Below are 21,115 nucleotides of genomic sequence, written 5' to 3'. Positions count from 1 at the left end.
CCATTTTTTTTATGCCTTGCCGTTGCGTCGGCGGCCGATCCAGCTCAGCAGTCCCAAGCCTGCCAGCAGCATCACATAGGTTTCCGGTTCCGGCACGGGAGGAATCGGCGGCACCACGACGCCATTGCCGCCCGTGTCGATCGTGCCGCCGCCACTGCGGTCGAAGCCGCCGCCAGCGCCGCCGCCGCCGATGCCGCCGCCACCGGCCGGTGGCGCGATGCCGCCGCCCGACGAGACCAGCAATGGCTCATACACGTCGCCGGCGGGCAGGCCGCGGCCAGCGTGATAGCCGCGGCCCTCGATGGCCGGTTCTTCCTGCGCATACACGAAGTCGCGGCTGCCGAAATGGTGTTCGCCGGTGCTGCTCAGCAGGCTGGCGCTGCCGGCGTAGCCTGCATCGGCAGGCTGGCCCAGGGCGTTGGCCAGGCGATGGTTATTGCCGGAAAATGCCGGCGCGCGCAATACCTGGTCGGACTCGCCCGTGCCGAATTCGGGCGTCGAGCCGACACCGTCATTGCTGCGCGTGCCAAAGTTGACGAAACCATTCGCCAGGCTGCAGGCGCTGCTTGAACTGTCGGGGTTGAATTCGGCGCCCTTGCCACCGCCATCCGCATTGCCCGCTTCGCAGCGCTTGCTGTCCGCATTGGCCTGGGGCGCCGTGCTTTGCGCCTGGGCCATCCCTGCCGACATGAACAGGGCTGCCGCCATGGCGGCGCAGAGAACGGAATATTGCTTGCTTGGTTTGAACATGGTGTATCTCTTCAGAATGCACCCGAGCGTCGCGCTGGTGCGCTGTCCGTTCGTGATGCGATTAATGTTGCTACCGGTAATGCGACCTTTGTGTGCATGGCCGGATGTGCATTCCAAGAGGCAAGCGAGGCTGGGGCTTGCTCTCATTGTCGCGGTATCGTTGTTGCGAAGCTGGTTGTTGTTATCAGGAACCAAACTTATTTGCCTTAAATATATCACATTTTTCCTGGCAGCGTCTTTTTGGCCTGATCGGCCGTGCTGCATGTTGTTCAAAAAATACGTTTCACCAGGCATCAGAAGAGGCCGAAGGGCAAGGTTTTTACGCCGTTCGGATTAATCAAATGTCATCAAGTCGTCATCGTGGACGTTTAATATGCAAATAACAAGTCTGAAATACTTTTGTTAATTGTCGTGCGCCGGCCGACCATCCGGGACCGGCGCCATTTATTTACCGACCGGGATACTCATGCACACCTCGTTCTCCCCCTTGCGCGCGCCCCTGCGCCTGACCGTCATGGCCGCCTTGCTGGCCGGCCTGTCCGTGCCGGCCCTGGCCGCTTCCGATATCGTCATCAGCCAGGTCTATGGCGGCGGCGGCAATAGCGGCGCCTTGTATACCAACGACTTCATCGAAATTTTCAACCGCGGCGCCAGCCCCGTGAATGTGAACAACTGGAGCGTGCAGTACGCGTCCGCCGCGGGCACCACCTGGGCCGTGACGGCTTTGCCGGCTATCGACTTGCAACCTGGCCAGTATTTGCTGGTCCAGCAAGCCAAGGGGGCGGGGGGGACGGCAGCGCTGCCGACGCCGGACGCCACCGGCAGCCTGGCGATGTCGGGCACGGCGGGCAAGGTGCTGCTCAGCAATAGCAAGACGGCGCAATCGGGCGCCAGCCCGACGGGTGCGGCCGTCATCGACCTGGTCGGCTTCGGCACGGCCAACGGTTACGAGGGCAATGTGGCGCCCGCGCCATCGAATACGCTGTCGATTTCGCGCGCCAATGGCGGCTGCGGCGACACGGACGACAACGGTGCCGACTTTAGCAGTGGCAGTGTGACGCCGCGCAATACGGCATCCGAACGCCACGTCTGCGGCGGCCCCGTGGTGCACCAGATCATCACCAGCTGCCCGGCCAGCCTGGCGCTGGCCGCAGGCAATGGCGGCAACGCCGTGCTGCGCGCGTCCGACATCGATGGCGTCGTCAATGCCGCCATCCTGACTTCGCCGGCCGTGGCCGGCATCAGCCTGGCCGGTTTCAGCGCCGCCGGCGTGGCCGGCGAGAGCGCCAGCGTCAGCCTGCTGGTGGCAGCGGGCGTACCGGTGGGCAACTATCCCGTCGTCGTGCAGTTCGGCAACGACCAGCAGCAGACGGCTGCGTGCCGGATCGACGTGGCCGTGCAGGGACTGGCGGCCGTCAGCCACACGATTCCGCAAATCCAGGGCAGCGGCGCCACCAGCCCGTACGCCAATTCCGTGCAGACGACGGAGGGCGTGGTCACCCTGAAAGTGGGCACTGGCTTCTTCCTCCAGGATGCGGCCGGCGATGGCGATCCATCGACTTCGGACGGCATCTTTGTCTACACCGGCGCGAACACCACCACCGTGCAGCCGGGCGAGCTGGTGCGCGTGACGGGCACGGTCTTCGAATATACGCCGTCGGGCGCAAAGAATTCCTACACGGAATTCAAGGACGTGACGGCCATCCTCACGCAAAGCGCGGGCCACAGCGTCGTGCCGGCGAATGTAACTTTGCCAAACGACAACTTGGGCGCCGTGGAAGGCATGCTGGTGCGCTTCACGCAGCCGTTGACCGTGTCGCAAAACGCCTACCTGGGCGCGCGCGGCGAGCTGACCCTGTCGGCAGGACGGCGCGAAGTGCCGACCAACCGCCATCCGGCCGGTTCCGCCGAGGCGCAAGCCTTGATCGCGGCCAATGCGAACAACCTGATCGTGCTCGATGATGGCATCTTTGTCGCACCGCCGACGATACCGTATATCGGCCAGGATGGCACCGTGCGCAGCGGCGACACGGTATCCGACCTGACGGGCGTGGTCGATTTTGGCGCCATCGGCGGTGGCGGCGCCGCCTATAAACTGCAGCCGACGCAAACGCCGCAGTTCTCGCGCGACAATCCGCGCGCCGGCGCGCCGGAATTGGCCGCAGGTAACGTGAAAGTGGCGAGCGCCAACGTGCTGAACTTCTTCACGACCTTTACGAATGGCAACAACGTGTTTGGCCAGACGGGGCAGGGCTGCACCGTCGGTTCGTCGACCACGAAGAGCAATTGCCGCGGCGCCGACAACCTGGCCGAGTTCGTGCGCCAGCGCGACAAGATCGTGGCCGAGCTGAAAGCCATCGACGCGGACGTGGTGGGCTTGATGGAAATCCAGAACAATGGCGAGACGGCCGTCACCTACCTGGTCGAGCAGCTGAACGCGGCCATCGGCGGCGTCACGTACGCGGTGGTGCCGAAGCCGGCCGCCACGGGCACGGACGCCATCCGCGTGGCGATGATCTACAAGCCTGCCAAGCTGGGCCTGGTGGGCGGCGCCCTGTCGGACGCGAATGCCATCAACAACCGTCCGCCGATGGCGCAAACTTTCCGCGCCGGCAATGGCGAGAAATTCTCGCTGATCGTCAACCATCTGAAATCGAAGGGCAGCTGCCCGTCCGGCGGCGGTCTTGATGCGGATCAAAACGACAGCCAGAGCTGCTGGAACGCCACGCGCGTGCAGCAAGCGCAGCGCCTGGTGGGCAGCTTCGTGCCGCAGGTGGCCGCTGCGGCCGGCGACGCCGACGTGCTGGTCATCGGCGACCTCAACTCGTATGGCGCGGAAGACCCGATCCAGGTCATCACGGGCGCCGGCTTCGTCAATGAGCTCGAGCGCTTCGTGCGGCCGTCCGGCATGCCGTACTCGTACGTGTTCGGCGGCCAGAGCGGCTACCTCGACCATGCCCTGGCCAGTGCTTCGCTGAGCCCGCAAGTAGCTGGCGTGGCCGAATGGCATGTGAATGCGGACGAGCCGGAAGTGATCGACTACAACATCGATTCGGCCAAGCCGCAAGACTTGTACAACGCCTTGCCGTACCGCGCCTCGGACCACGATCCCGTCGTCATCAGCCTGGACCTGCAGCCTGCCTACCGCGACATCACGGCCGGCGTGGCGCAGGTCAGCTCGGGCTTGACCTTCAACCGCGTGACGCAAAAGTACACGGGCACCTTCTCCTTCACCAACACGGGCACGGCCGCCATCAACGGGCCATTCCAGGTCGTGTTCGGCGGCTTGCCGGCCGGCGTGACCCTGGCCAACGCCACGGGCAGCCATGCGGGCGCGGCGTATGTCAGCGTCAACGCGGCCAGCCTGGCGCCTGGCGCGACGGCCTCGTTTGCCGTCAGCTTCACTAACCCGTCGAAAGTGACGATCAATTACTCGGCCAGCATCTTTGCCGGCAACTTCTAAGGACCTCATCATGTTTGCATCGACACTCAACCTTACCCTGTGCCGCGCCGTGCTGGCCGCCTTGCTTGCCGGCAGCTCCAGCGTGGCGCTGGCCGATCCGCTCGGCTACCACGTGGAAATCGACACGAGCCAGTTCTCGGGCGCCGGTTTCCTCGACTTCGCCTTCATCGCCGGCAACAGCCCCGCACCGGGCGCGACCGCGACCCTGAGCCAGTTCACGGGCGCCTTTGGCGCGCTGGAAACGCAGGAGGGCAGCGTCACCGGCAGCGCGCCGGGGACCTTGACCTTCGGCAATAGCAGCGCCTACAACGACTGGTTCCAGAACGTGACGCTGGGCGGCAAGTTCGCCTTCAATATCGTCTTTGGCGGCGACTTCCTGAACACGGCAGGCAATGCGGGCACGACCTTCGGCGTGGGCTTGCTCGACGCCACGGCCACGTCTTACCTGGGCAACGTGAATGGCAACCTGCTGCAATTCGAACTGACGCCGCTGAACGGTGGCTTGCCAGCGAGCATAGCCGGCAGCACGTATGCGAGCATCGCGTCGATCTCGGCCGTGCCGGAAGCGTCGGAATGGATGATGCTGACGGGCGGCCTGGCGCTGATCGGTTTCGCCTTGCGCCGGCGCCGGGCGGTGACGCCAGCCTAAGCACCGTCTTTCCAGCTTGAACACAGCGCGCCCTCGGCCCGCTGTGTTTTTTTTCGCCATTTATTTGTAAAAACTATAAATCAGGAAACTAAATTGTATTAGTCAGCGTTTTACGCTTGATGCATAGTAAAAACTTGTCGAGCAGTCTAGTTTTTCATGGACGGCCGCCAACTTTTTCCGGAGGATGCATCGATGCCTGGCCATATCCTGGTGCTGGACCCCGCGCCAGCCATGCAAGCGTTGCTGGCGCATAACCTGACGGGCGCCGGCTACCGCGTCAGCTGCGCCCCGGACGCGCGCGGTGCGCTGGCGCTGCTGGCGGCCGCTGCGCCGGACTTGCTGCTGCTGGAATGGGAATTGCCGGATGCTTCCGGCATCGCGCTGCTGCGCCAGGTGCGCCAGGATGGGCTGCTGTGCGACTTGCCCATCATCATGGCCAGTGCGCGCGACAGCGAGCACGACAAGGTGCTGGCGCTCGAGAGCGGCGCCGACGATTACCTGTGCAAACCCTTCGGTCCCCGTGAAATGCTGGCCCGCGTGCATGCGCTGCTGCGCCGGCGCGCGCCCTCGGCCCTGCGCGGCACGGCGGCCACCGCCTTGCGCCTCGATCCGCACACCTTGCGCGTGACGGCAGGCAGCGTGGCCGTCAACCTGGGGCGCGTGGAATTCAAGCTGCTGCATTTCCTCATGGGCCATCCGGGCCGCGTGCATAGCCGCGCGCAACTGCTGGACCAGGTATGGGGCCATGCCGCCTACCTCGACGAGCGCACGGTGGATGCCCATGTGGGGCGCTTGCGGCAAGCGTTGCAGCCGGGCGGCTGCGGCCACCATATCGAAACCGTGCGCGGCAGCGGTTACCGCTACCTGGCAGCCGATGCGGCTGTCTGCGCATGATATTGCTGACGGGACGCGAACAGGAGTATCTGCTGCATGCCATCGTGGGCGCGCATGGCATCGCCGCGCCCAGCGATTTTTTCCTGTGGAGCCAGGGGCCGCTGCAAGCCTTGCTGCCGCACGCCATCCTCGTCTGCGCGCAGCTGGGCGCCGATGGGAGCGTGCTGCGCAGCGAGGCGTGGCACAGCTGCGTGCTCGATGCCGCGCAGTTGCGCGACATCAACGATATACGCGATGGCCAGGTGGCGCGCCTGGCGCAGGCCTGGCGCGCGGGCGGCCAGAAGGCGGCCGTCATCGGGCAGGTCTTGGTGCATGGCAATGCGGCGGCGGGGGGAGGCAGTTTTTTCGCCCTGTTCGCGCTGTCGTCGGCCGATGCAATGCGGCAAACCTACATGCTGGAATTGCTGCTGCCCTGCCTGCATATGCACTGGCTGGCGCTGCAGGACAGCGGGCGCACGTCCATGGCTGGCCCGGCCGCGTCGCGCGCGGCCAGCGCGCGCGAGCTGGAAGTGCTGCATTGGGTGCGCGAGGGAAAAAGCAACGATGAAGTAGGACAAATCCTCGGCATCAGCGGCGCCACCGTGAAAAGCCATTTGCAGCGCATCTATAAATTACTGGGCGTGAGCAACCGCATGCAAGCCGTGTCGCGCGGCATCGCGCTGCGCCTGCTCAGCCACTAGCGCTGGTCCTGCGGCGTGGCCTGCTGCCTTCCATTGCCATTGCCGCCGTCGCCGTGCGTGTATTCGATGGTGCTCAGCGACACCTGCGCCACGTCCGGGCTGGCTCTCAGGCGCGCCACCTCGTCCGGTGTCAGCATGGCCGCGAAGCCGTTCAGGGTCACCGTATAGCGGTATTGCACGGGGGCCTTGGCCACCAGCGCCAGCACGGCGCGCTGGCGCTCTTCCAGGTAAGCCGTGTAGCGGCGCGCCGCCTCGCTGCCCGTGTTCAGGCGCCGGCCCTGGACGAGGGTGGGGGCCAGGCCCGCCACGCCGCCCGTGTACGAGGCCAGCGGCGCATCCGTCAATTGCACGATATAGGCGTGTCGCGCCTGCTGCGCCGGTTTGTGCTGGTCCGCCTGCGCGGCGCCGGCCATGCTGCTTACGCCGGCGATCGCGGCTAGTATCCAGTGTTTCGAGGGCATGGCATGCTTTCCAGGCGTAGGGGAGGCACCTGTGCTGCCGATTCTACGCCTGTATCTGCGGCGCTACCGGCCGCACATAAAAAAACGCGCCCCGCAGGGCGCGCCGTGTTGCCGTTGGAACGAGGTGCTTACAGCTTGGCGTCCGCTTTCACGTTGCGCAGGCTCGGCACTGCCAGCGGCAGCGGGCTGTTGGTTTCCACCGACAGCACGGTGGTGGAAGCCGCCGCGTTGTTGCCATCAAGGAAGACCACGCCGCCCAGGTAGCGCTTGCCCGTTTCCAGCGCCGACCAGCTGACGCCGGCCGTGGCGCTGCCGCCCACATACACTTTGCCTGGCAGGGTGGCTTTCAGGTTGCCGCCCTTGTCGGCCGTCGTGACGACGGCCGACGACAGGCCGAAGCCGGTCGACGCGCCATTCGCCAGCTCGTAGCCGACCACGCACAGCTTGTAGTTGCCCGCCGCCGGGGTGGTCACGGTGATCGCCTCGTTCGAGCCGGCCGTGGCCGAGGTGGCGACGGTCGCGCCGGCGCTGTTGAGCAGCAGCAGGTCGAGGTCATTGCCGGCGCCTTCCGTGGTGTCACGGTCGAAGGTTTCGAAGCGCGCCACCACCGTGCTGGCGGGAATGCTGACATTGACCACGCGCACGCCGCTGGCGCCTGCCTTGCAGGCGGTGGCCATCTGCGCCAGCGTTTCCACGCTGCCCGGCACGGCCTGGCTGATGGTTTGCGCGCTGCGCGTCACTTCCTTCAGGCCGCCCGTCGCTGCGCCGACCTTGCCGGCAAAGCCGGTGGACAGGGTCAGCGAACGCAAGCCGCTGACCTTGTCGGACTGCAGCAATGCCGGCGACTGCACCGCGCGGCCCGAGCGGGCCGTGACGGGGCTGCGCACCGTGTGCACGCCGTCGCTCCAGACGAGCGCACCGTATTGCCATGCGTTGTCCGGCGCCGTGGTGCGCGTCAGGGTCACGTTGAAGGATTTGGTTTCGCCCGGTGCCAGCACCAGGGTGGCAGGCGCCACCGCCACGCTGTAGCCGCTGATCGAGGCGCTGGCCGTGTAGGTGGCGCTGCTGCTGCCCACGTTGGTGACGCGGCGCGTCACCGTTTGCGTGCCCAGCACGTTGGCGATGGTGATCGACGGCACGTTCAGGTTGTAGCCGGCGATCGTGCCGCCCGCGCATTCGGCCGTCATGCCGACGCCGCACATGTATTTCTTGTAGTCGGCCAGGCTGGCGTCGTACACGAGGCCCGGATCCGTGGCCTTGTTCGGCGTCACGTGGCCGGCGCCCTGGCCCCATGGCAGGATGCCGCGCGCGTCGCCGGTCTGGATGTCGGGCAGGGTGGTGCTGCCGGTGGTCATCAGGGCCGACTTGATGGCGGCCGGGCTCCAGTCAGGATGCTGCTGGCGCAGCAGGGCGGCCAGGCCGGCGACGTGCGGGCTGGCCATCGACGTGCCTTGCAGGAAGATGTAGGCTTGCGCCGGCACCAGGCTGCCATCCTGCACGGCGTCGCGCTGCGCGCGCGACAGGGCAGGCGAGCCGCCGGCCAGGATGTCCACGCCAGGCGCCGTGACGTCGGGCTTGAGCAGGTTGGCGTCGTACAGGTTCGGGCCGCGCGACGAGAAGTCGGCCACCACGGGCGCGGCGGGGCCGTTGCCATTGGTGACGAAGCGCGAGATGGCCGCCTTGGCCACGCCCGTTTGCGCCTGGGCGTTGATCAGCGCGCCATCGGCGGCGCTCACGTGCACGGCCGGCAGCACGTGCGGGTCGGATACCAGGCCCACGCCCGTGTCGACCAGCACCATGCCGGCGCCGCCCGCTTCCAGCACGGCGAGGCCCTTGTCGGTGCGCGCCGTGGTGCCGCGCAGGCAGCTGACGACCTTGCCGGCGACCTTGGCCGGGTCCAGCAGGGCGACGCCGCCATTGTCGCCGGCGCGGTAGCACAGGGCCAGCTTTTGCGCATCGGCGCCGGGCAGGCCCGCGTCCTGCGCGCGGATCAGGGTGGTCGCCGGCAGCGGGTTGTAGTTGAGCGAGGCGCCCGTGTAGCTGGCGCCGTTGCTCAGGGTGACGTTGGCCTGGTTGGCGCGGTTGTGCGTCGAGGCGGCCACCGTCGTGATCCATGGGCTGACGTGGGCTACCGTGTTGGCCGGGCCCGCGTTGCCGGCCGATGCGGCAACGAAGACGCCCGCATTCGAGGCATGCAGGAAGGCTTGCTCGACGGGATCGTTGACGCTGCCGCCGCCGCTGATCGAGTAGTTGATCACGTGTACGCCATCCTGCACGGCTTTTTCGATCGCCGCCACGCTGTCGCCGCCGTAGCAGCCGTTCTTCGCGCCCGTGGGCTGGGTGGCCAGGTTGTAGGACCAGCACACTTTGTAGACGGACAGGCGGGCGCGCGGCGCGACGCCGGAAATCGCGCCCAGCGGCGAACCGTTCGCCGTGACGGGCACGCCCGCATTGCCGCCCGCGGTGGACGAGGTGTGCGTGCCGTGGCCGCCTTCACCGCTGGGGTCGCCAACGGAATCGCGCGGCGACGTGAATTCGCTCCAGTGCTGGATCTTGTCCGTTTCGGTCAGGCGCACGGCGTTGAAGTATTGCGCGCCGAGCAGCTTGTTGTTGCAATGGGCTTGCGTAAAGCCTTCGCCCGCCTGGCAGCTGCCCTTCCAGGCGGCTGGCGCGGCGCCGTAGGCCAGGGTGGCGTTCGGGTCGAAGGTCGGGGTGCCGTTGGCGTCGACCTTGTCCGCATACGACAGGTTTTCCGGCCACACGCCGCCATCGACGATGCCGATGATGATGTCTTCGCCCGCATGCTGCTTGCCGCCCAGCTGGCTCCACAGGCCGCCCGGCTGGTCCAGGCCCAGGAAGGTCGGCGTGTAGTTCGTCTGCAGGGTGCGCGGTTCGTCGGGGGCGATGCTGGCCACTTCGCCGCTGGCCTGCAGCTGGCGCACTTCGGCGTCGGTCAGCAGGGCGGAGAAACCGTTGAGGACGATCTTGTACTGGTATTGCACGGGCGCGGCGGCGACGAGGGCCTGTACCCGCGCCTGTTTCTGCTCGAGGTAGTCGCCGTACAGCTGCACTTCCGCGCTGGCCAGGTCGAGGCGGCCGCCGGCGGCAGGCTGGGTCGCGCCCAGGCCTTCCACCGAGCCGGCGTAGGAAGCGATCGGTTTATCGGTCAGTTGCACGATGTAGGGGCGGCGCAGGTCGTCGGCGTGGGCCTGGAAGCTCAGGCTGGCAAACAGGCTCAGCACGGCGAGCGAAATGGGACGCAAAGCGGGACGGAATGTCATGAGGATTTCCTGTAACGGTAACGGTAGCGTAAGGGGACGAATCAGGCTTGCTGGCGGCGGCGCGCCGCGAAACCGATGCTTGCCAGGCCCAGCAGCAGCATCGCGTAGGTCGATGGCTCCGGTACCGAGGCGACGATATTGTCGAGCGCAAACTGGCCCTTGTTGGTGCTGAAGGCGCTGCAACTGCCGGCCGTGTTGCAAGTGAAGCCGAAGAAGGCCAGCGAGGCGAATTGCTGGCTGCCGAAGTTGGCGCTGGTGCTGTAGTGCTGGAACTGGAAGTTGCCGCCGACGGGGCCGCCCAGCTGATACGTTTCATAGATGGAAGAACCGTTGGCATAGAAGCCTTGCACGCGCAGCAGGCCGGCCACCGCCGGGTAGCTGACGCCCTGGGCGTAGCCGATGAAGCTGGCGTCGAAGCCTTGCAGGCTGACGCTGCCGCCCGGGTTCAGCGGATCGAGGTAGACGATGCCGTCGTTGAGCGAGGCATAGTAATTGCTCGTATTGTTGGTCGGGCACGCCATGCCGCAGGCGGCCGGGTCCGTGCCATCGAACACCGCGCCGACCAGGTCGCCATAACTGGCGCCGGTGACATTCGAAGCGCCCGTCAGCAGGAATTTGCCGACTTCCAGCGCGTCGCCATGGCCGACGAACTGGCTATCGAGATTGTCGAAGTTGATCACGTCCGCGATGGCGGCGGGGGCGCAGGCGACGGACAGGGCCAGGATGGCGGCACCAGTCAACTGCTTGGCCGAGAAGGGACTTGCTGCGGAAGCTGCCTTCGAATGCACAATACGAGTCATGAATTTTCCCTTGGTGATTATTTAGGATGCAATATGTTTTGCGTCTTGGGTGCTCTTTGCTGCGCGGACGGATAAGACCAATGCGCAGAAAATTGATTTTTACTATAGCAAAAGAGGCAATTTGATTGTTCGATATTCTTTCAAATTTAATTTGAAAGTTACAAATAATGAATGAATAAAATTCATCACTTACTATGAATTGCTAACCAAGAGTAGATAGTTTCCGCATTGAAAATAGTTGAGTAATTAACCAGCTTGTCACGTGCGCGCGGCACGGCGGCCGTTTCGCGCAGGCTTGATGGTTTCCCGCGCAATTTGTTGTTCACAGTACAAAGAAAAGATTGTATTAACCATAAGCGGCATGGTAGGCTGATGCGCATCGGGCAAGCGCGTGTCGTCCGTGCGTGGCCATCCGCCGCGCGCAGCGACGCAAGATAGTGAAGGTTGGTATTAAGGAGTTACCGGATGCATGCAGCACACAGGCAGAATTTGGCGGCAGCGCGCGGCGCGCGCGGTTTTACATTGCTCGAATTGTTGGTCGTCATCGTGATCATCGGCTTGCTGGCGGCGTACGTCGGCCCCAAATATTTCGCCCAGCTGGGCAAATCCGAAGTGACGGTGGCCAAGGCGCAGATCGAGGCATTTGAAAAATCGCTCGATACCTACCGCCTGGATGTGGGCCGCTACCCGACCACGGAAGAGGGCCTGGCCGCGCTGCTGGTGGCGCCGCCGGCCGCCGGCACCCGCTGGAACGGTCCTTACTTGAAGAAAAGCGTGCCGCTCGATCCGTGGGGACACGCCTATCAATACCGCGCCCCTGGCAGCAAGGGCGAATATGACATCGTCTCCATGGGCAAGGATGGCCAGCCGGGCGGCAGCGGCGAGAATGCCGATATCAGCTCGCAATAACGCCAGCACCACTTTTCCCTCACGGATACGTCATCATGCAGTTTGAAGTACGCGCGCTCTCGACGGACCAGGCGGTAGCCACCCTGTCGACGTGCGTGATCGACGGTCGCGACGAAGCCGATGTACGCCGCCAGGCCGAAGCGCGCGGCCTGTTCGTCAGCGCCATCCGGCCGTTGCGCGCCACGCCGTTCAGCGCGGCCGGGCGCCAGCGTGCGCGCGCGCTGCCGTTGCTGCTGTTCAGCCAGGAATTGCTGGCCCTGCTCAACGCGGGCCTCGGCATCGTCGAGGCGCTGGAAGCCTTGCTGGAAAAGGAGGCGGCCGCCGCCACGCGCAGCGTGCTCACGCGTCTGCTGGAAGGCTTGCGCGAGGGCAAGCGCTTTTCCGCCGTGCTGGCTGAACAGGCCGAACTGTTTCCCCCCTTGTATATCGGCATCGTCAAGGCGGCCGAAGGCACGAGCGATCTGCCGCGCGCGCTGTCGCGCTATATCGATTACCAGCAGCGCATCGACGCCGTGCGCGCCAAGATCGTCAGTGCCGCCATTTATCCCGCCATCCTGCTGGCCGTGGGCGGCGGCGTCAGTGCCTTTTTGATCAGCTATGTGGTGCCGCGTTTCGCCGAGGTCTACCAGGGCGCCGGGCGCAACCTGCCGTGGATGTCGCAAGTGATGCTCAGCTGGGGCCAGTTCGTCACCGAACATGGCTTGCTGCTGTTGCTGGGGCTGGCGCTTGCCGGCAGCGTTGTCTTTACGGCCGTGCGGCGCGTGCTGCGCAATGGCGGCGTGGCGCGCCTGCTGGCGAAGCTGCCCGGCATCGGCGAACGCGTGCGCATCTATGAACTGTCGCGCCTGTACCTGACCCTGGGCATGCTGTCCGAGGGCGGCATCACCATCGTGCAAGCCATTGCCACCGTGCAGGCGATGGTGTCGCCGCGCATGCAGGCGTCGCTGCAGCTGGCGCGCGGCGCCATCGAAGCGGGCCAGCCGCTGTCGTCCGCCTTCGAACAGCACCAGCTGACGACACCGATCTCGCTGCGCATGCTGCGCGTGGGCGAGCGCACGGGCGACATGGGGCCCATGCTGACCCAGTCCGCGGCTTTTTATGACGGCGAAATCAGCCGCTGGATCGACCGTTTCACGCGCACCTTCGAACCGCTGCTGATGGCCGCCATCGGCCTGATCGTCGGCGCCATCGTGATCCTGCTGTACATGCCCATCTTTGACCTTGCCGGCGATATCTCATGATGCAGACCGCTTCCGTGCCCGTCGTGGCGATCGACCCCGCGCTGATGCAGCGCGCGCGCGGCCTGTGCCAGCAATCGAAGCGCAGCCTGGTCGAGGAGTTGCAGCAATTGAGCGGCATCGACGCGCGCCAGGTGGTGCAGGAACTGGCGCGCCCGTTTGGCCTGGCCGTGCTGGAGACGGCCGACATGCTGGCCTTCGCGCCCGCGTTTGACCTGCTGCCGCTGTCGCAGGCGCTGGCGCGCCACAGCGTGCTGCTGCGCGCCGGCGACGGCCAGCTGGTGGGGGTGATCGCCGACCCGTTCGACCTCGACCTGCAGACCTGGCTTGCTGCCCGCGCCGGACAGGGCGCGCACGCGCCGCTGGCCATGCGCCTGGCGCTGCAGGCCGACATCGGCGCCTACCTGTCGAAACAGGAAGAATCGGCGCGCGCCGTCGATAACCTGCTGCCTGGCGCCGCCGGCGACGCCCGGCGCGACGGCAAGACGGCGGCCGTGCTGTCGTTTGCCAGCGTCTCGGAAGCGGCCAGTCCCGCCGTCAAGCTGGTCAACTCGACTTTATATGACGCGCTGAAGGCGGGCGCCTCGGACATCCACCTGGAAAGCACGGCCGGCGGCCTGGCCGTCAAGTACCGCGTCGACGGCGTGCTCGATCATGCCACCTCCGTCAACGGCATCGAGGTGGCGGAGCACATCATCTCGCGCCTGAAGGTGCTGGCCGAACTCGATATCGCCGAGCGCCGCGTGCCGCAGGACGGCAGTTTCCGCGTCGAGGCGGGCGGACGCGAGATCGACCTGCGCGTCTCCATCATGCCCAGCATCCATGGCGAGGATGCCGTCATCCGTATTCTCGACAAGCGCGCCATGATCGAAGCGTATGGCGCCCTGACGCTGGAAGCGCTGGGATTTGATGCGCCGTCGCTGGTGGCCCTGCGCACGCTGGCGCAGGAAGCCTACGGCATGCTGCTGGTGACGGGCCCCACGGGTTCGGGCAAGACGACGACCCTGTACGCGGCGCTGACGGAAATCCACAACGGGCGCGAAAAGATCATCACCATCGAAGACCCCGTCGAATACCAGCTGCCCGGCATCCTGCAGATCCCCGTCAATGAAAAGAAGGGGCTGACCTTTGCCAAGGGCCTGCGCTCGATCCTGCGCCACGACCCGGACAAGATCATGGTGGGCGAGATCCGCGACCGCGAGACGGCGGAAATCGCCGTGCAGTCGGCCCTCACGGGCCACCTGGTGCTGACCACCGTGCATGCGAACAATGTGTTCGACGTGTTTGGTCGCTTCACGCACATGGGCATCGATCCGTATGCGTTTGTCTCGGCCCTGAACGGCATCTGGGCGCAGCGCCTGATCCGCACCAACTGCCCCCATTGCGCCACCGACTACACGCCTGACGAGCAGGAGCTGGCCAGCGTGGGCCTGGTGCGGGCCGATGTGTATGACTACCAGTTCAAGCAGGGCAAGGGCTGTGGCGACTGCCGCGGCACCGGTTACAAGGGGCGCCGCTCGATCGCCGAGATCCTCGTGCTGACGGATGAAATCCGCGAACTCATCGTCGATAAAAAACCGATCCGCCAGATCAAGGCGGCCGCCTATGCGAACGGCACGCGCAGCCTGCGCCTGGCGGCGCTGGAGCTGGTGAAGCGGGGCGCCACCACCATCACGGAAATCAAGAGGGTCACCCTGCATGCGTAGAGGCATAGGACATGGACTGCGCCTGGGCGTGGCGGTGGATGGCGTGAGCCTGTGGCGCAGCAGCCGCTGGCGCGCGCCCGCCTGGACGCCGCTGGCCGAGCGGGCCTACGCGCCGGACGACAGCCTGCATGGCGATTTTTCCGCCCTCGGGCAGGCGCTGGAACAGGTGCTGCCGGCTGGCGAGTACGCGGGCTGGCCCCTGTCGGTGGTGCTCGACGACGCGTTGACGCGCCTGTGGCAGGTGGATTTGCCGCAGGGCGCCACGCGCCTGGCCGATATCGAGGCGGCTGCCGCGCTGCGTTTCCAGGCCCTGTATGGCGATGCGCCGGGCCTGTGGCAAAGCAGCGGTGCCTGGGATGCGCGCGCGCCATTCTTTTGCGCCGTGCCGCGCGCACTGCTGGCGCAGCTGACGCGCGTGGCCCTGGACCGCAAGCTGGCCTTGATTTTCATCACGCCGCAATTCGTGCGCAGCTGGAACCGCTGGCAGGGCGCACTCAAGCCGGGCGCCTGGTTTGGCCAGCTGCAGGCGCAGACGCTGACCCTGGGTGTGCCGCGCGAAGGTGTGCTGCACGCCGTGCGCGCCGTGCCCGTGCCGCATGACGCCGGCCATTACTGGATGGAGCAGACGCTGGCGCGCGAAGCGCTGCTGCAGGGCATGGACGCGCCAGGCTTGCTGCAGCTGTGCGGCGCGGCGCCGCCCGACTGGCTGGCGCCGCGCGCGCCGGGTGCGTTGATATGCAGTGCGTTCGCCCCGCCAGGCGTGGACGGCGCGTCGTCGCCGGCCGCGCAGCTGGCACGCAGCGGAGGCGCGGCATGATACATATGGATAACGATTGCGCCCAACCTCGATGCGACGGAGGGCGTGCATGACGCATATGGATATCGATTTCGCCCCGCCCAGCTGGCGCCGCAGCATGCACCGCGTGCCGGCGTGGGCGTGGGTGGCGGGCGCGCTGGGCGTGGCGCTGATCTCCACGGCGGCGTACGGCGGCTGGGCCGCGCTGCAACGCCAGCAGCTGCGCGAAGCGCAATTGCAGCGCGCGCAGCAGCGTGTCGCGGCCGTCATGCAGGGCCCGGCGCCGGTGGCGCCCACGCCGATCGCGCCGGCGCAGGCGGCGGCCGTGAATGCCGCCATCCTGCAGCTGAACCTGCCCTGGCGCGACGTGCAGGATGCGCTGGCCACGGCCACGCCACCGGCCATCGCGCTGCTGGCGCTGGAGCCCGATGCGCGCAAGCGGGTGCTGAAGATCACGGCCGAGACGAAGGGCAGCGACGCCATGGTCGACTACCTTGCTCAGCTCAAGCAGCAGGAGCTGTTCGGTTCGCGCGTGCAGCTGCTGCGCCATGAAATCAACGAACTCGATCCGAACAAGCCCTTGCGCTTCCAGGTCGAAGCACACTGGGGCCAGCCATGACGGGCATCGACCTGAATATGCTGCGGCTGCGCGCGCAACTGCTGTTGCGCCGCGCGGGCGCGCCTGCCTGCATCGCCGTGGCCTTGTGCCTGCTGGGCATCGCGGCCTGGGCCTGGGCCTGGCAGCAGCGCGCCATGGCGACGCAGCTGGAAGCGCGGCCCCTGCCGCAACCCGAGCTGGCCGTGGCGGCCGTCGCGCCGCCGGCGACCGCCAGCGAGAACCTGGCCCGCTTCTATGCCGTACTGGGACCGCAGCGCCATGCGGAGCAGCAGGTCAAGCTGCTGTTCGACTTGGCGGCGAAGAATGGCCTGGTGCTGGCGCAGGGCGAGTATAAAAGCGGCTACGACAAGGCCAGCCGCATCGCCACCTACCAGGTGACGTTGCCGCTGAAGGGCAGTTATGCGGCCGTGTGGCAGTTCGCGCTGCAGGCACTGCGCGCCATGCCTTTCGCTTCGCTCGATGAGCTGAGCTTTCGCCGCGAGCAGATCGCCGACACCAACCTCGAGGCACGCTTGCGCCTGACTTTTTATTTGTCCGATGCGTTGACCGATGCGCCGACGGATGCCGGGGGGGCGCCATGACGCCGCGCCACTATCTGATGCTGGCGGCGCTGCTGGGGGCGGGCGCCTTGCTGCTGTTCGGCGAACGCCAGCCCGTGTCCGACGTGGCCGAAGCCGTGGAGCGCGCCGTCGCGCCCGCGCGCAAGCCTGCGGCCAGGCCGGAGGCCGCGCAGCCGGCCATCCTGGCCCTGCTGCCGCGCAGCGAGGTGGCGGGTGAGGATGGCGACACGTTTGGCGGCGCCGATGGCGTCTTCCACAGCCAGAACTGGACACCGCCGCCGCCGAAAATGGCGGTCGTCGCGCCGCCGCCGCCACCGCCGCCGATGGCGCCGCCGCTGCCGTTCATCTACCTGGGCAAGGCCGCCGCCGAAGGCGCCTGGGAAGTCTTCCTGTCGCGCGCCGATAAAACCTATATCGTGCGCGCGAACACCGTCATCGAGGGCGCCTACAAGGTCGTGACCATCGCGCCGCCCGTCATGACGCTCAATTACCTGCCGTTGAACCAGGTTCAGCAGCTCAACATTGGAGTTTCCGAGTGATGCCTCGTTCCTTTTCCACGGCGCCGTTCCTTCGGCGCGCCTGCCTGGCGTCGCCGCTGCTGTTGCTGTTGCTGGCCGGTTGCGCCGGCCACATGGCGTACCGCGACGGGCGCGAGCTGATCGCGCAAAACCAGGTGCCGGCCGGCCTGCAAAAGCTGCAGGAAGCGTTGCAGCAGGACCCCGGCAACGCGCAGTACCGCAGCGCCTACCTGCAGGCGCGCGAACAGGCCACGAGCAGCCGCCTGCAGCAGGCCGAGCGCCATGCGCAAGCGGGCCAGGGCGATCTGGCGCGCGCGGCTTTTCTCGGCGTGCTGGAAATCGACGCGCAGAACGAGCGCGCCAACAGCGGCTTGCGCGCGCTGGAGCGCGAGCAGCGCCAGGGCAAGCTGCTGACAGAAGCGCAAAAAGACATCGAGGCCAAGCGCTACGACCCGGCGCGCCAGCGCCTGAGCGCCATCCTCACCGAGCAGCCGAACCATGCCGGGGCACGCGAACTGCTGCGCGACGTCGACGAGAAGACGGCGCCGCCCGTGGTGGAGTCGGGCCTGGCCAAATCGTACAAGCAGCCGATCACGATCGAATTTCGCGATGCGCCGTTAAAGCAGGTGTTCGAGCTGATCGCGCGCCGCTCCGGCCTCAATTTCGTCTTCGATAAGGACGTCAAGGCGGACGCGAAGACGTCCATCTTCCTGAAAAACAGCACGGTGGAATCGGCCGTCTACTTCCTGCTGGTGACGAACCAGCTGGAGCAGCAGGTGATGGATGCGAACACCATCCTGATCTATCCGAACGTGGCGGCCAAGCTGAAGGAATACCAGGAAGTACTGGTAAAGACCTTCTTTCTCGCCAATGCGGACGCCAAGCAGATTGCCAACACGCTCAAGACCATCCTCAAGACGCGCGACGTGGTGGCCGATGAAAAGCTCAACCTGGTCATCGTGCGCGACACGCCCGAGGCGATCCGCCTGGCCGAGCGCCTGATCGCGGTGCAGGACGTGCCGGAAGCGGAAGTGGTGCTGGAACTGGAAATCCTCGAAGTCAAGCGCAGCCGCCTGCTGGAGCTGGGCGTGGCCTGGCCGACGAGCCTGACCCTGACGCCATTGAGCACGTCGGGAGGCGCTGGCCTGACCATCAACGACCTGAATAACCTGAACCGGCGCACCATCGGCGTGAGCGACCTGTCCGTGACGGCGAACGCCAAGAAGACGGACGGCGACGCGAACATGCTGGCCAATCCGCGCATCCGCGTGCGCAACCGCGAAAAGGCGAAATTCGTCATCGGCGACAAGGTGCCCGTGATTACCACCACCATCTCGCCGGGCACGGGCGGTTTTGCCTCCGAGTCGATCAGCTACCTGGACGTGGGCCTGACGGTCAACGCCGAACCGACCATCTACCTGAATAACGAGGTGGGCATCCGCATCTCGCTCGAAGTGAGCAACCTGGGCGCGGCCACCATCACCAAGAGCGGTTCGACCCTGTACCAGATCGGCACGCGCCAGGCATCGACCATGCTGCAGCTGAAGGATGGCGAGAACCAGGTGCTGGCGGGCCTGATCAACAATGAAGAGCGCAGCGCCGGCAACAAGGTGCCGGGCCTGGGCGACATACCGGTGCTGGGGCGCCTGTTCGGCAGCAGCAAGGACGACAGCCAGAAGACGGAAATCGTGCTGTCGATCACGCCGCACCTGGTGCGCACGGTACAGCGTCCGGAAGCGAAGGAATCGGAATTTTCAGCCGGTACCGAAGGCAGCTTCCGCCGCCGGCCCGACATGGCGGCCAAGGCGCCGACGCAGATGCCGGGCACGGTCATCGTGCGTTCCGGCCCGTCCGCCGTCGGCATGCAGCCGGCGCCGCCGCAGCCGATGATGGTGCCCGGCCAGCTGCCGTCATCGTTGCCGGCACCGCAGCCGCAGCCGCAAACCGTGCCGGCGCCGGAAGTGGCGCCGTCGCCCGAGCCGGCCGCGTCGCCCCTGCCGATATCGTCGGGCCAGCCCGTGCCGCTGCAGATGGCGCCGTTGCCGCTGTCGTCCGGCCAGCCCGTGCCGGTGGCGCAGCCGCCCGCCAAATGAGGCTGGCGCGCGCGCAGTCGTGCGCCGGCGGCCAGGGCGGCTTTTCCCTGATCGAGCTGCTGGTGACCCTGGCCATCCTGGGCGTGCTGGCCACCCTGGTGGTGCCCGTCACGCAGGTGACGGTGCAGCGGCGCCAGGAGCAGGACTTGCGGCGCGCGCTGCGCGAGATCCGCCAGGGGCTCGATGCCTACAAGCGCGCCGGCGACGAGGGCCGCATCGTGCGCGCCCCCGACGCCAGCGGCTACCCGAAAAGCCTGGACGTGCTGGTCGAGGGCGTGCCGGACCAGCGCAACCCGAAGCGCAGCAAGATGTTCTTTTTGCGCCGCGTGCCGCGCGACCCGTTCAATATGGATGCCAGCCTGAGCGATGCGCAGACGTGGGGGCGGCGCAGCTACGCCAGCGAGGCGAGCGAACCGCGCGAGGGCGACGACGTGTACGATGTCTACTCCACTTCCAGCAAGACGGGCCTGAACAACGTGCCTTACCGTTTATGGTGAACCATGCCTGCTGATACTCCTTCCCCATGCGATGCCCGGCGTGCGCGCGGCTTTACCCTGATCGAATTGCTGGTGGTGCTCGGCATCGTGGCGCTGCTGCTGACCCTGGCCGTGCCGCGCTATTTCCCCAGCCTCGACAAGGCGAAGGAAACCGTGCTGGCGGATAACTTGCGCAACCTGCGCACCACCATCGACCAGTTCCATGGCGATACGGGGCGCTACCCGGATACCCTGGAGCAACTGGTGGACAAGAAATACCTGCGCGCCATGCCGATCGACCCCATCACCGAAAGCGACGCCAGCTGGATCATCGTGCCGCCGCCCGACGATACGCCGGGCCAGGTGTATGACGTGAAGAGCGGCGCGCCGGGCAAGGACCGCAGCGGCACGCCCTTCGCCGATTGGTAGCGGCGATGCGCCCCTTGCCGTCCCGCCCGCTGCGCCGCCAGCATGGCTTCACCTATCTGAGCCTGATCATCGTGGTGGCGATACTGGGCCTGGTGGGGGCGGCAGGGTTGAAGATGGGTTCGCTGTTGCAGCGCCAGGCGGCGGAGCAGGAGCTGCTCGATATCGGCGCGCAGTTTTCCGATGCCTTGCTCAGCTACGCGGCCGCCACGCCTGCCGGCCAGCCGCAACAGCCGCCCAGCCTGGCCGCCTTGCTGCGCGACCCCCGCGTGCCGCACATGCGCCGCCACTTGCGCAAGCTGTTTGTCGATCCCATCACGGGGCGCGCCACATGGGGCTTGCTGTACCAGCCTGGCAGCAATGGCATCATCGGCGTGCATAGCCTGTCGCAGGCCGCGCCGTTGAAAGTGGGGAACTTCGAGGCGCGTTTCGCCGGCTTCGAAGGCAAGGCGCATCTGTCGGAATGGCATTTCATGGTCAGCGGGCAAGCGCCCCTGCCGCCGGCGCAGCCCATGAACATGCCACCAGGAACCATTGCGCCTGGCGGCGCAGCGGACGTGCAGCCGGTCACGCCGGCGCCACCGTTGTTTTCCAGGCCTATTTCCCCGCCGCAAGAAGAGCCGGCGCCGGAGCCGCCGCAGCCTGCCGAGCTACCCGATGCGCCTGCCGATGCGGACGAAATGGCAGTCTCGCGATAAAAGTGCGCTGAAATGGCATAGATGTGCCAGCAACTATTTTCCTGCGGAAAGTGGTCGATACTGGCAAATATTTCACCTTGAAAATAGTTATCTCGTAT

The 21,115-nt window shown here is 66.2% G+C and carries 19 protein-coding genes; 15 read left to right on the top strand and 4 right to left on the bottom strand.

What is annotated here, in order from left to right:
* Positions 1 to 9: 9 nt before the first annotated feature.
* Complete coding sequence (locus YQ44_RS29375) at positions 10 to 750, bottom strand: PEP-CTERM sorting domain-containing protein (RefSeq protein ID WP_232250948.1); 741 nt, start codon at positions 748 to 750, stop codon at positions 10 to 12.
* A gap of 466 nt (positions 751 to 1,216) precedes the next feature.
* On the opposite strand from YQ44_RS29375, the gene YQ44_RS19710 reads away from it, so the two are divergent.
* The 4 genes from YQ44_RS19710 to YQ44_RS19695 all read left to right on the top strand — a co-directional run bounded on the left by YQ44_RS19710 (position 1,217) and on the right by YQ44_RS19695 (position 6,436).
* Complete coding sequence (locus YQ44_RS19710; protein ID WP_071324826.1) at positions 1,217 to 4,213, top strand: ExeM/NucH family extracellular endonuclease; 2,997 nt, start codon at positions 1,217 to 1,219, stop codon at positions 4,211 to 4,213.
* Between the two features lie 10 nt (positions 4,214 to 4,223).
* Positions 4,224 to 4,862, top strand: a complete 639-nt coding sequence (locus YQ44_RS19705) for an NF038129 family PEP-CTERM protein (RefSeq protein WP_071324825.1) — start codon at positions 4,224 to 4,226, stop codon at positions 4,860 to 4,862.
* Between the two features lie 192 nt (positions 4,863 to 5,054).
* Positions 5,055 to 5,756, top strand: a complete 702-nt coding sequence (locus YQ44_RS19700; protein ID WP_071326633.1) for a winged helix-turn-helix domain-containing protein — start codon at positions 5,055 to 5,057, stop codon at positions 5,754 to 5,756.
* Positions 5,753 to 6,436 carry a LuxR C-terminal-related transcriptional regulator gene (locus YQ44_RS19695; RefSeq protein ID WP_071324824.1) on the top strand — a complete coding sequence of 228 codons (684 nt, stop codon included), beginning with the start codon at positions 5,753 to 5,755 and terminating at the stop codon, positions 6,434 to 6,436. The genes YQ44_RS19700 and YQ44_RS19695 overlap by 4 nt, the downstream gene beginning before the upstream one ends.
* Here the strand turns inward: YQ44_RS19695 and YQ44_RS19690 are convergent.
* From YQ44_RS19690 to YQ44_RS19680, 3 genes are all read right to left on the bottom strand, one after another.
* Complete coding sequence (locus YQ44_RS19690) at positions 6,433 to 6,897, bottom strand: protease inhibitor I9 family protein (protein WP_083411962.1); 465 nt, start codon at positions 6,895 to 6,897, stop codon at positions 6,433 to 6,435. The two genes, YQ44_RS19695 and YQ44_RS19690, sit on opposite strands and share 4 nt — an antisense overlap.
* A gap of 128 nt (positions 6,898 to 7,025) precedes the next feature.
* Positions 7,026 to 10,178 carry a S8 family peptidase gene (locus tag YQ44_RS19685; RefSeq protein ID WP_071324822.1) on the bottom strand — a complete coding sequence of 1,051 codons (3,153 nt, stop codon included), beginning with the start codon at positions 10,176 to 10,178 and terminating at the stop codon, positions 7,026 to 7,028.
* A gap of 41 nt (positions 10,179 to 10,219) precedes the next feature.
* Positions 10,220 to 10,978: an NF038120 family PEP-CTERM protein gene (locus YQ44_RS19680; protein WP_071324821.1), complete on the bottom strand. Its 759-nt coding sequence runs from the start codon at positions 10,976 to 10,978 to the stop codon at positions 10,220 to 10,222.
* Positions 10,979 to 11,443: 465 nt separating this feature from the next.
* Here YQ44_RS19680 and gspG point away from each other — a divergent pair, with 465 nt between their 5' ends.
* Genes gspG through YQ44_RS19625 form a run of 11 tightly spaced genes read left to right on the top strand, consistent with a single transcriptional unit; the run spans position 11,444 to position 21,017 of the window.
* Positions 11,444 to 11,887, top strand: coding sequence for a type II secretion system major pseudopilin GspG (gspG, locus tag YQ44_RS19675; RefSeq protein ID WP_071324820.1), 444 nt, complete (start codon positions 11,444 to 11,446; stop codon positions 11,885 to 11,887).
* A gap of 35 nt (positions 11,888 to 11,922) precedes the next feature.
* The gene (locus YQ44_RS19670) at positions 11,923 to 13,128 is read left to right on the top strand and encodes a type II secretion system F family protein (protein WP_071324819.1); all 1,206 of its coding nucleotides are present in this window, start codon (positions 11,923 to 11,925) and stop codon (positions 13,126 to 13,128) included.
* Entirely contained in the window at positions 13,128 to 14,831 is a 1,704-nt protein-coding gene (locus YQ44_RS19665) for a GspE/PulE family protein (RefSeq protein ID WP_071326632.1), read from the top strand. Before YQ44_RS19670 ends, YQ44_RS19665 begins: the two co-directional genes overlap by 1 nt.
* Entirely contained in the window at positions 14,824 to 15,648 is an 825-nt protein-coding gene (locus tag YQ44_RS19660; protein ID WP_156894916.1) for a hypothetical protein, read from the top strand. The genes YQ44_RS19665 and YQ44_RS19660 overlap by 8 nt, the downstream gene beginning before the upstream one ends.
* Before the next feature lie 49 nt (positions 15,649 to 15,697).
* Positions 15,698 to 16,246, top strand: coding sequence for a hypothetical protein (locus YQ44_RS19655; RefSeq protein WP_071324818.1), 549 nt, complete (start codon positions 15,698 to 15,700; stop codon positions 16,244 to 16,246).
* On the top strand, positions 16,243 to 16,827 hold the full coding sequence (locus YQ44_RS19650) for a hypothetical protein (protein WP_071324817.1): 585 nt from the start codon (positions 16,243 to 16,245) through the stop codon (positions 16,825 to 16,827). Before YQ44_RS19655 ends, YQ44_RS19650 begins: the two co-directional genes overlap by 4 nt.
* Positions 16,824 to 17,345, top strand: a complete 522-nt coding sequence (locus YQ44_RS19645; RefSeq protein ID WP_071324816.1) for a hypothetical protein — start codon at positions 16,824 to 16,826, stop codon at positions 17,343 to 17,345. The genes YQ44_RS19650 and YQ44_RS19645 overlap by 4 nt, the downstream gene beginning before the upstream one ends.
* Entirely contained in the window at positions 17,345 to 19,417 is a 2,073-nt protein-coding gene (locus YQ44_RS19640) for a secretin N-terminal domain-containing protein (RefSeq protein ID WP_071324815.1), read from the top strand. The genes YQ44_RS19645 and YQ44_RS19640 overlap by 1 nt, the downstream gene beginning before the upstream one ends.
* On the top strand, positions 19,414 to 19,914 hold the full coding sequence (locus tag YQ44_RS19635; RefSeq protein WP_071324814.1) for a type II secretion system protein: 501 nt from the start codon (positions 19,414 to 19,416) through the stop codon (positions 19,912 to 19,914). The genes YQ44_RS19640 and YQ44_RS19635 overlap by 4 nt, the downstream gene beginning before the upstream one ends.
* Positions 19,915 to 19,917: 3 nt before the next feature.
* Positions 19,918 to 20,322 (top strand): type II secretion system protein, encoded by a 405-nt coding sequence (locus tag YQ44_RS19630; RefSeq protein ID WP_071324813.1) that lies wholly within the window; start codon positions 19,918 to 19,920, stop codon positions 20,320 to 20,322.
* Positions 20,323 to 20,327: 5 nt separating this feature from the next.
* On the top strand, positions 20,328 to 21,017 hold the full coding sequence (locus tag YQ44_RS19625) for a type II secretion system protein (protein ID WP_071324812.1): 690 nt from the start codon (positions 20,328 to 20,330) through the stop codon (positions 21,015 to 21,017).
* Positions 21,018 to 21,115: the final 98 nt, after the last annotated feature.

Source organism: Janthinobacterium sp. 1_2014MBL_MicDiv, assembly GCF_001865675.1.
GTDB lineage: Bacteria > Pseudomonadota > Gammaproteobacteria > Burkholderiales > Burkholderiaceae_D > Janthinobacterium.
Note: the sequence above shows the minus strand (reverse complement) of the source record. Positions and strands in the feature narration are given on the sequence as shown.

Bases quoted from the DNA above. Each gene is read 5' to 3' on its own strand.
- YQ44_RS29375 (WP_232250948.1), bottom strand. From the start codon at position 750: ATGTTCAAACCAAGCAAGCAATATTCCGTTCTCTGCGCCGCCATGGCG.
- YQ44_RS19710 (WP_071324826.1), top strand. From the start codon at position 1,217: ATGCACACCTCGTTCTCCCCCTTGCGCGCGCCCCTGCGCCTGACCGTC.
- YQ44_RS19705 (WP_071324825.1), top strand. From the start codon at position 4,224: ATGTTTGCATCGACACTCAACCTTACCCTGTGCCGCGCCGTGCTGGCC.
- YQ44_RS19700 (WP_071326633.1), top strand. From the start codon at position 5,055: ATGCCTGGCCATATCCTGGTGCTGGACCCCGCGCCAGCCATGCAAGCG.
- YQ44_RS19695 (WP_071324824.1), top strand. From the start codon at position 5,753: ATGATATTGCTGACGGGACGCGAACAGGAGTATCTGCTGCATGCCATC.
- YQ44_RS19690 (WP_083411962.1), bottom strand. From the start codon at position 6,897: ATGCCCTCGAAACACTGGATACTAGCCGCGATCGCCGGCGTAAGCAGC.
- YQ44_RS19685 (WP_071324822.1), bottom strand. From the start codon at position 10,178: ATGACATTCCGTCCCGCTTTGCGTCCCATTTCGCTCGCCGTGCTGAGC.
- YQ44_RS19680 (WP_071324821.1), bottom strand. From the start codon at position 10,978: ATGACTCGTATTGTGCATTCGAAGGCAGCTTCCGCAGCAAGTCCCTTC.
- gspG (WP_071324820.1), top strand. From the start codon at position 11,444: ATGCATGCAGCACACAGGCAGAATTTGGCGGCAGCGCGCGGCGCGCGC.
- YQ44_RS19670 (WP_071324819.1), top strand. From the start codon at position 11,923: ATGCAGTTTGAAGTACGCGCGCTCTCGACGGACCAGGCGGTAGCCACC.
- YQ44_RS19665 (WP_071326632.1), top strand. From the start codon at position 13,128: ATGCAGACCGCTTCCGTGCCCGTCGTGGCGATCGACCCCGCGCTGATG.
- YQ44_RS19660 (WP_156894916.1), top strand. From the start codon at position 14,824: ATGCGTAGAGGCATAGGACATGGACTGCGCCTGGGCGTGGCGGTGGAT.
- YQ44_RS19655 (WP_071324818.1), top strand. From the start codon at position 15,698: ATGACGCATATGGATATCGATTTCGCCCCGCCCAGCTGGCGCCGCAGC.
- YQ44_RS19650 (WP_071324817.1), top strand. From the start codon at position 16,243: ATGACGGGCATCGACCTGAATATGCTGCGGCTGCGCGCGCAACTGCTG.
- YQ44_RS19645 (WP_071324816.1), top strand. From the start codon at position 16,824: ATGACGCCGCGCCACTATCTGATGCTGGCGGCGCTGCTGGGGGCGGGC.
- YQ44_RS19640 (WP_071324815.1), top strand. From the start codon at position 17,345: ATGCCTCGTTCCTTTTCCACGGCGCCGTTCCTTCGGCGCGCCTGCCTG.
- YQ44_RS19635 (WP_071324814.1), top strand. From the start codon at position 19,414: ATGAGGCTGGCGCGCGCGCAGTCGTGCGCCGGCGGCCAGGGCGGCTTT.
- YQ44_RS19630 (WP_071324813.1), top strand. From the start codon at position 19,918: ATGCCTGCTGATACTCCTTCCCCATGCGATGCCCGGCGTGCGCGCGGC.
- YQ44_RS19625 (WP_071324812.1), top strand. From the start codon at position 20,328: ATGCGCCCCTTGCCGTCCCGCCCGCTGCGCCGCCAGCATGGCTTCACC.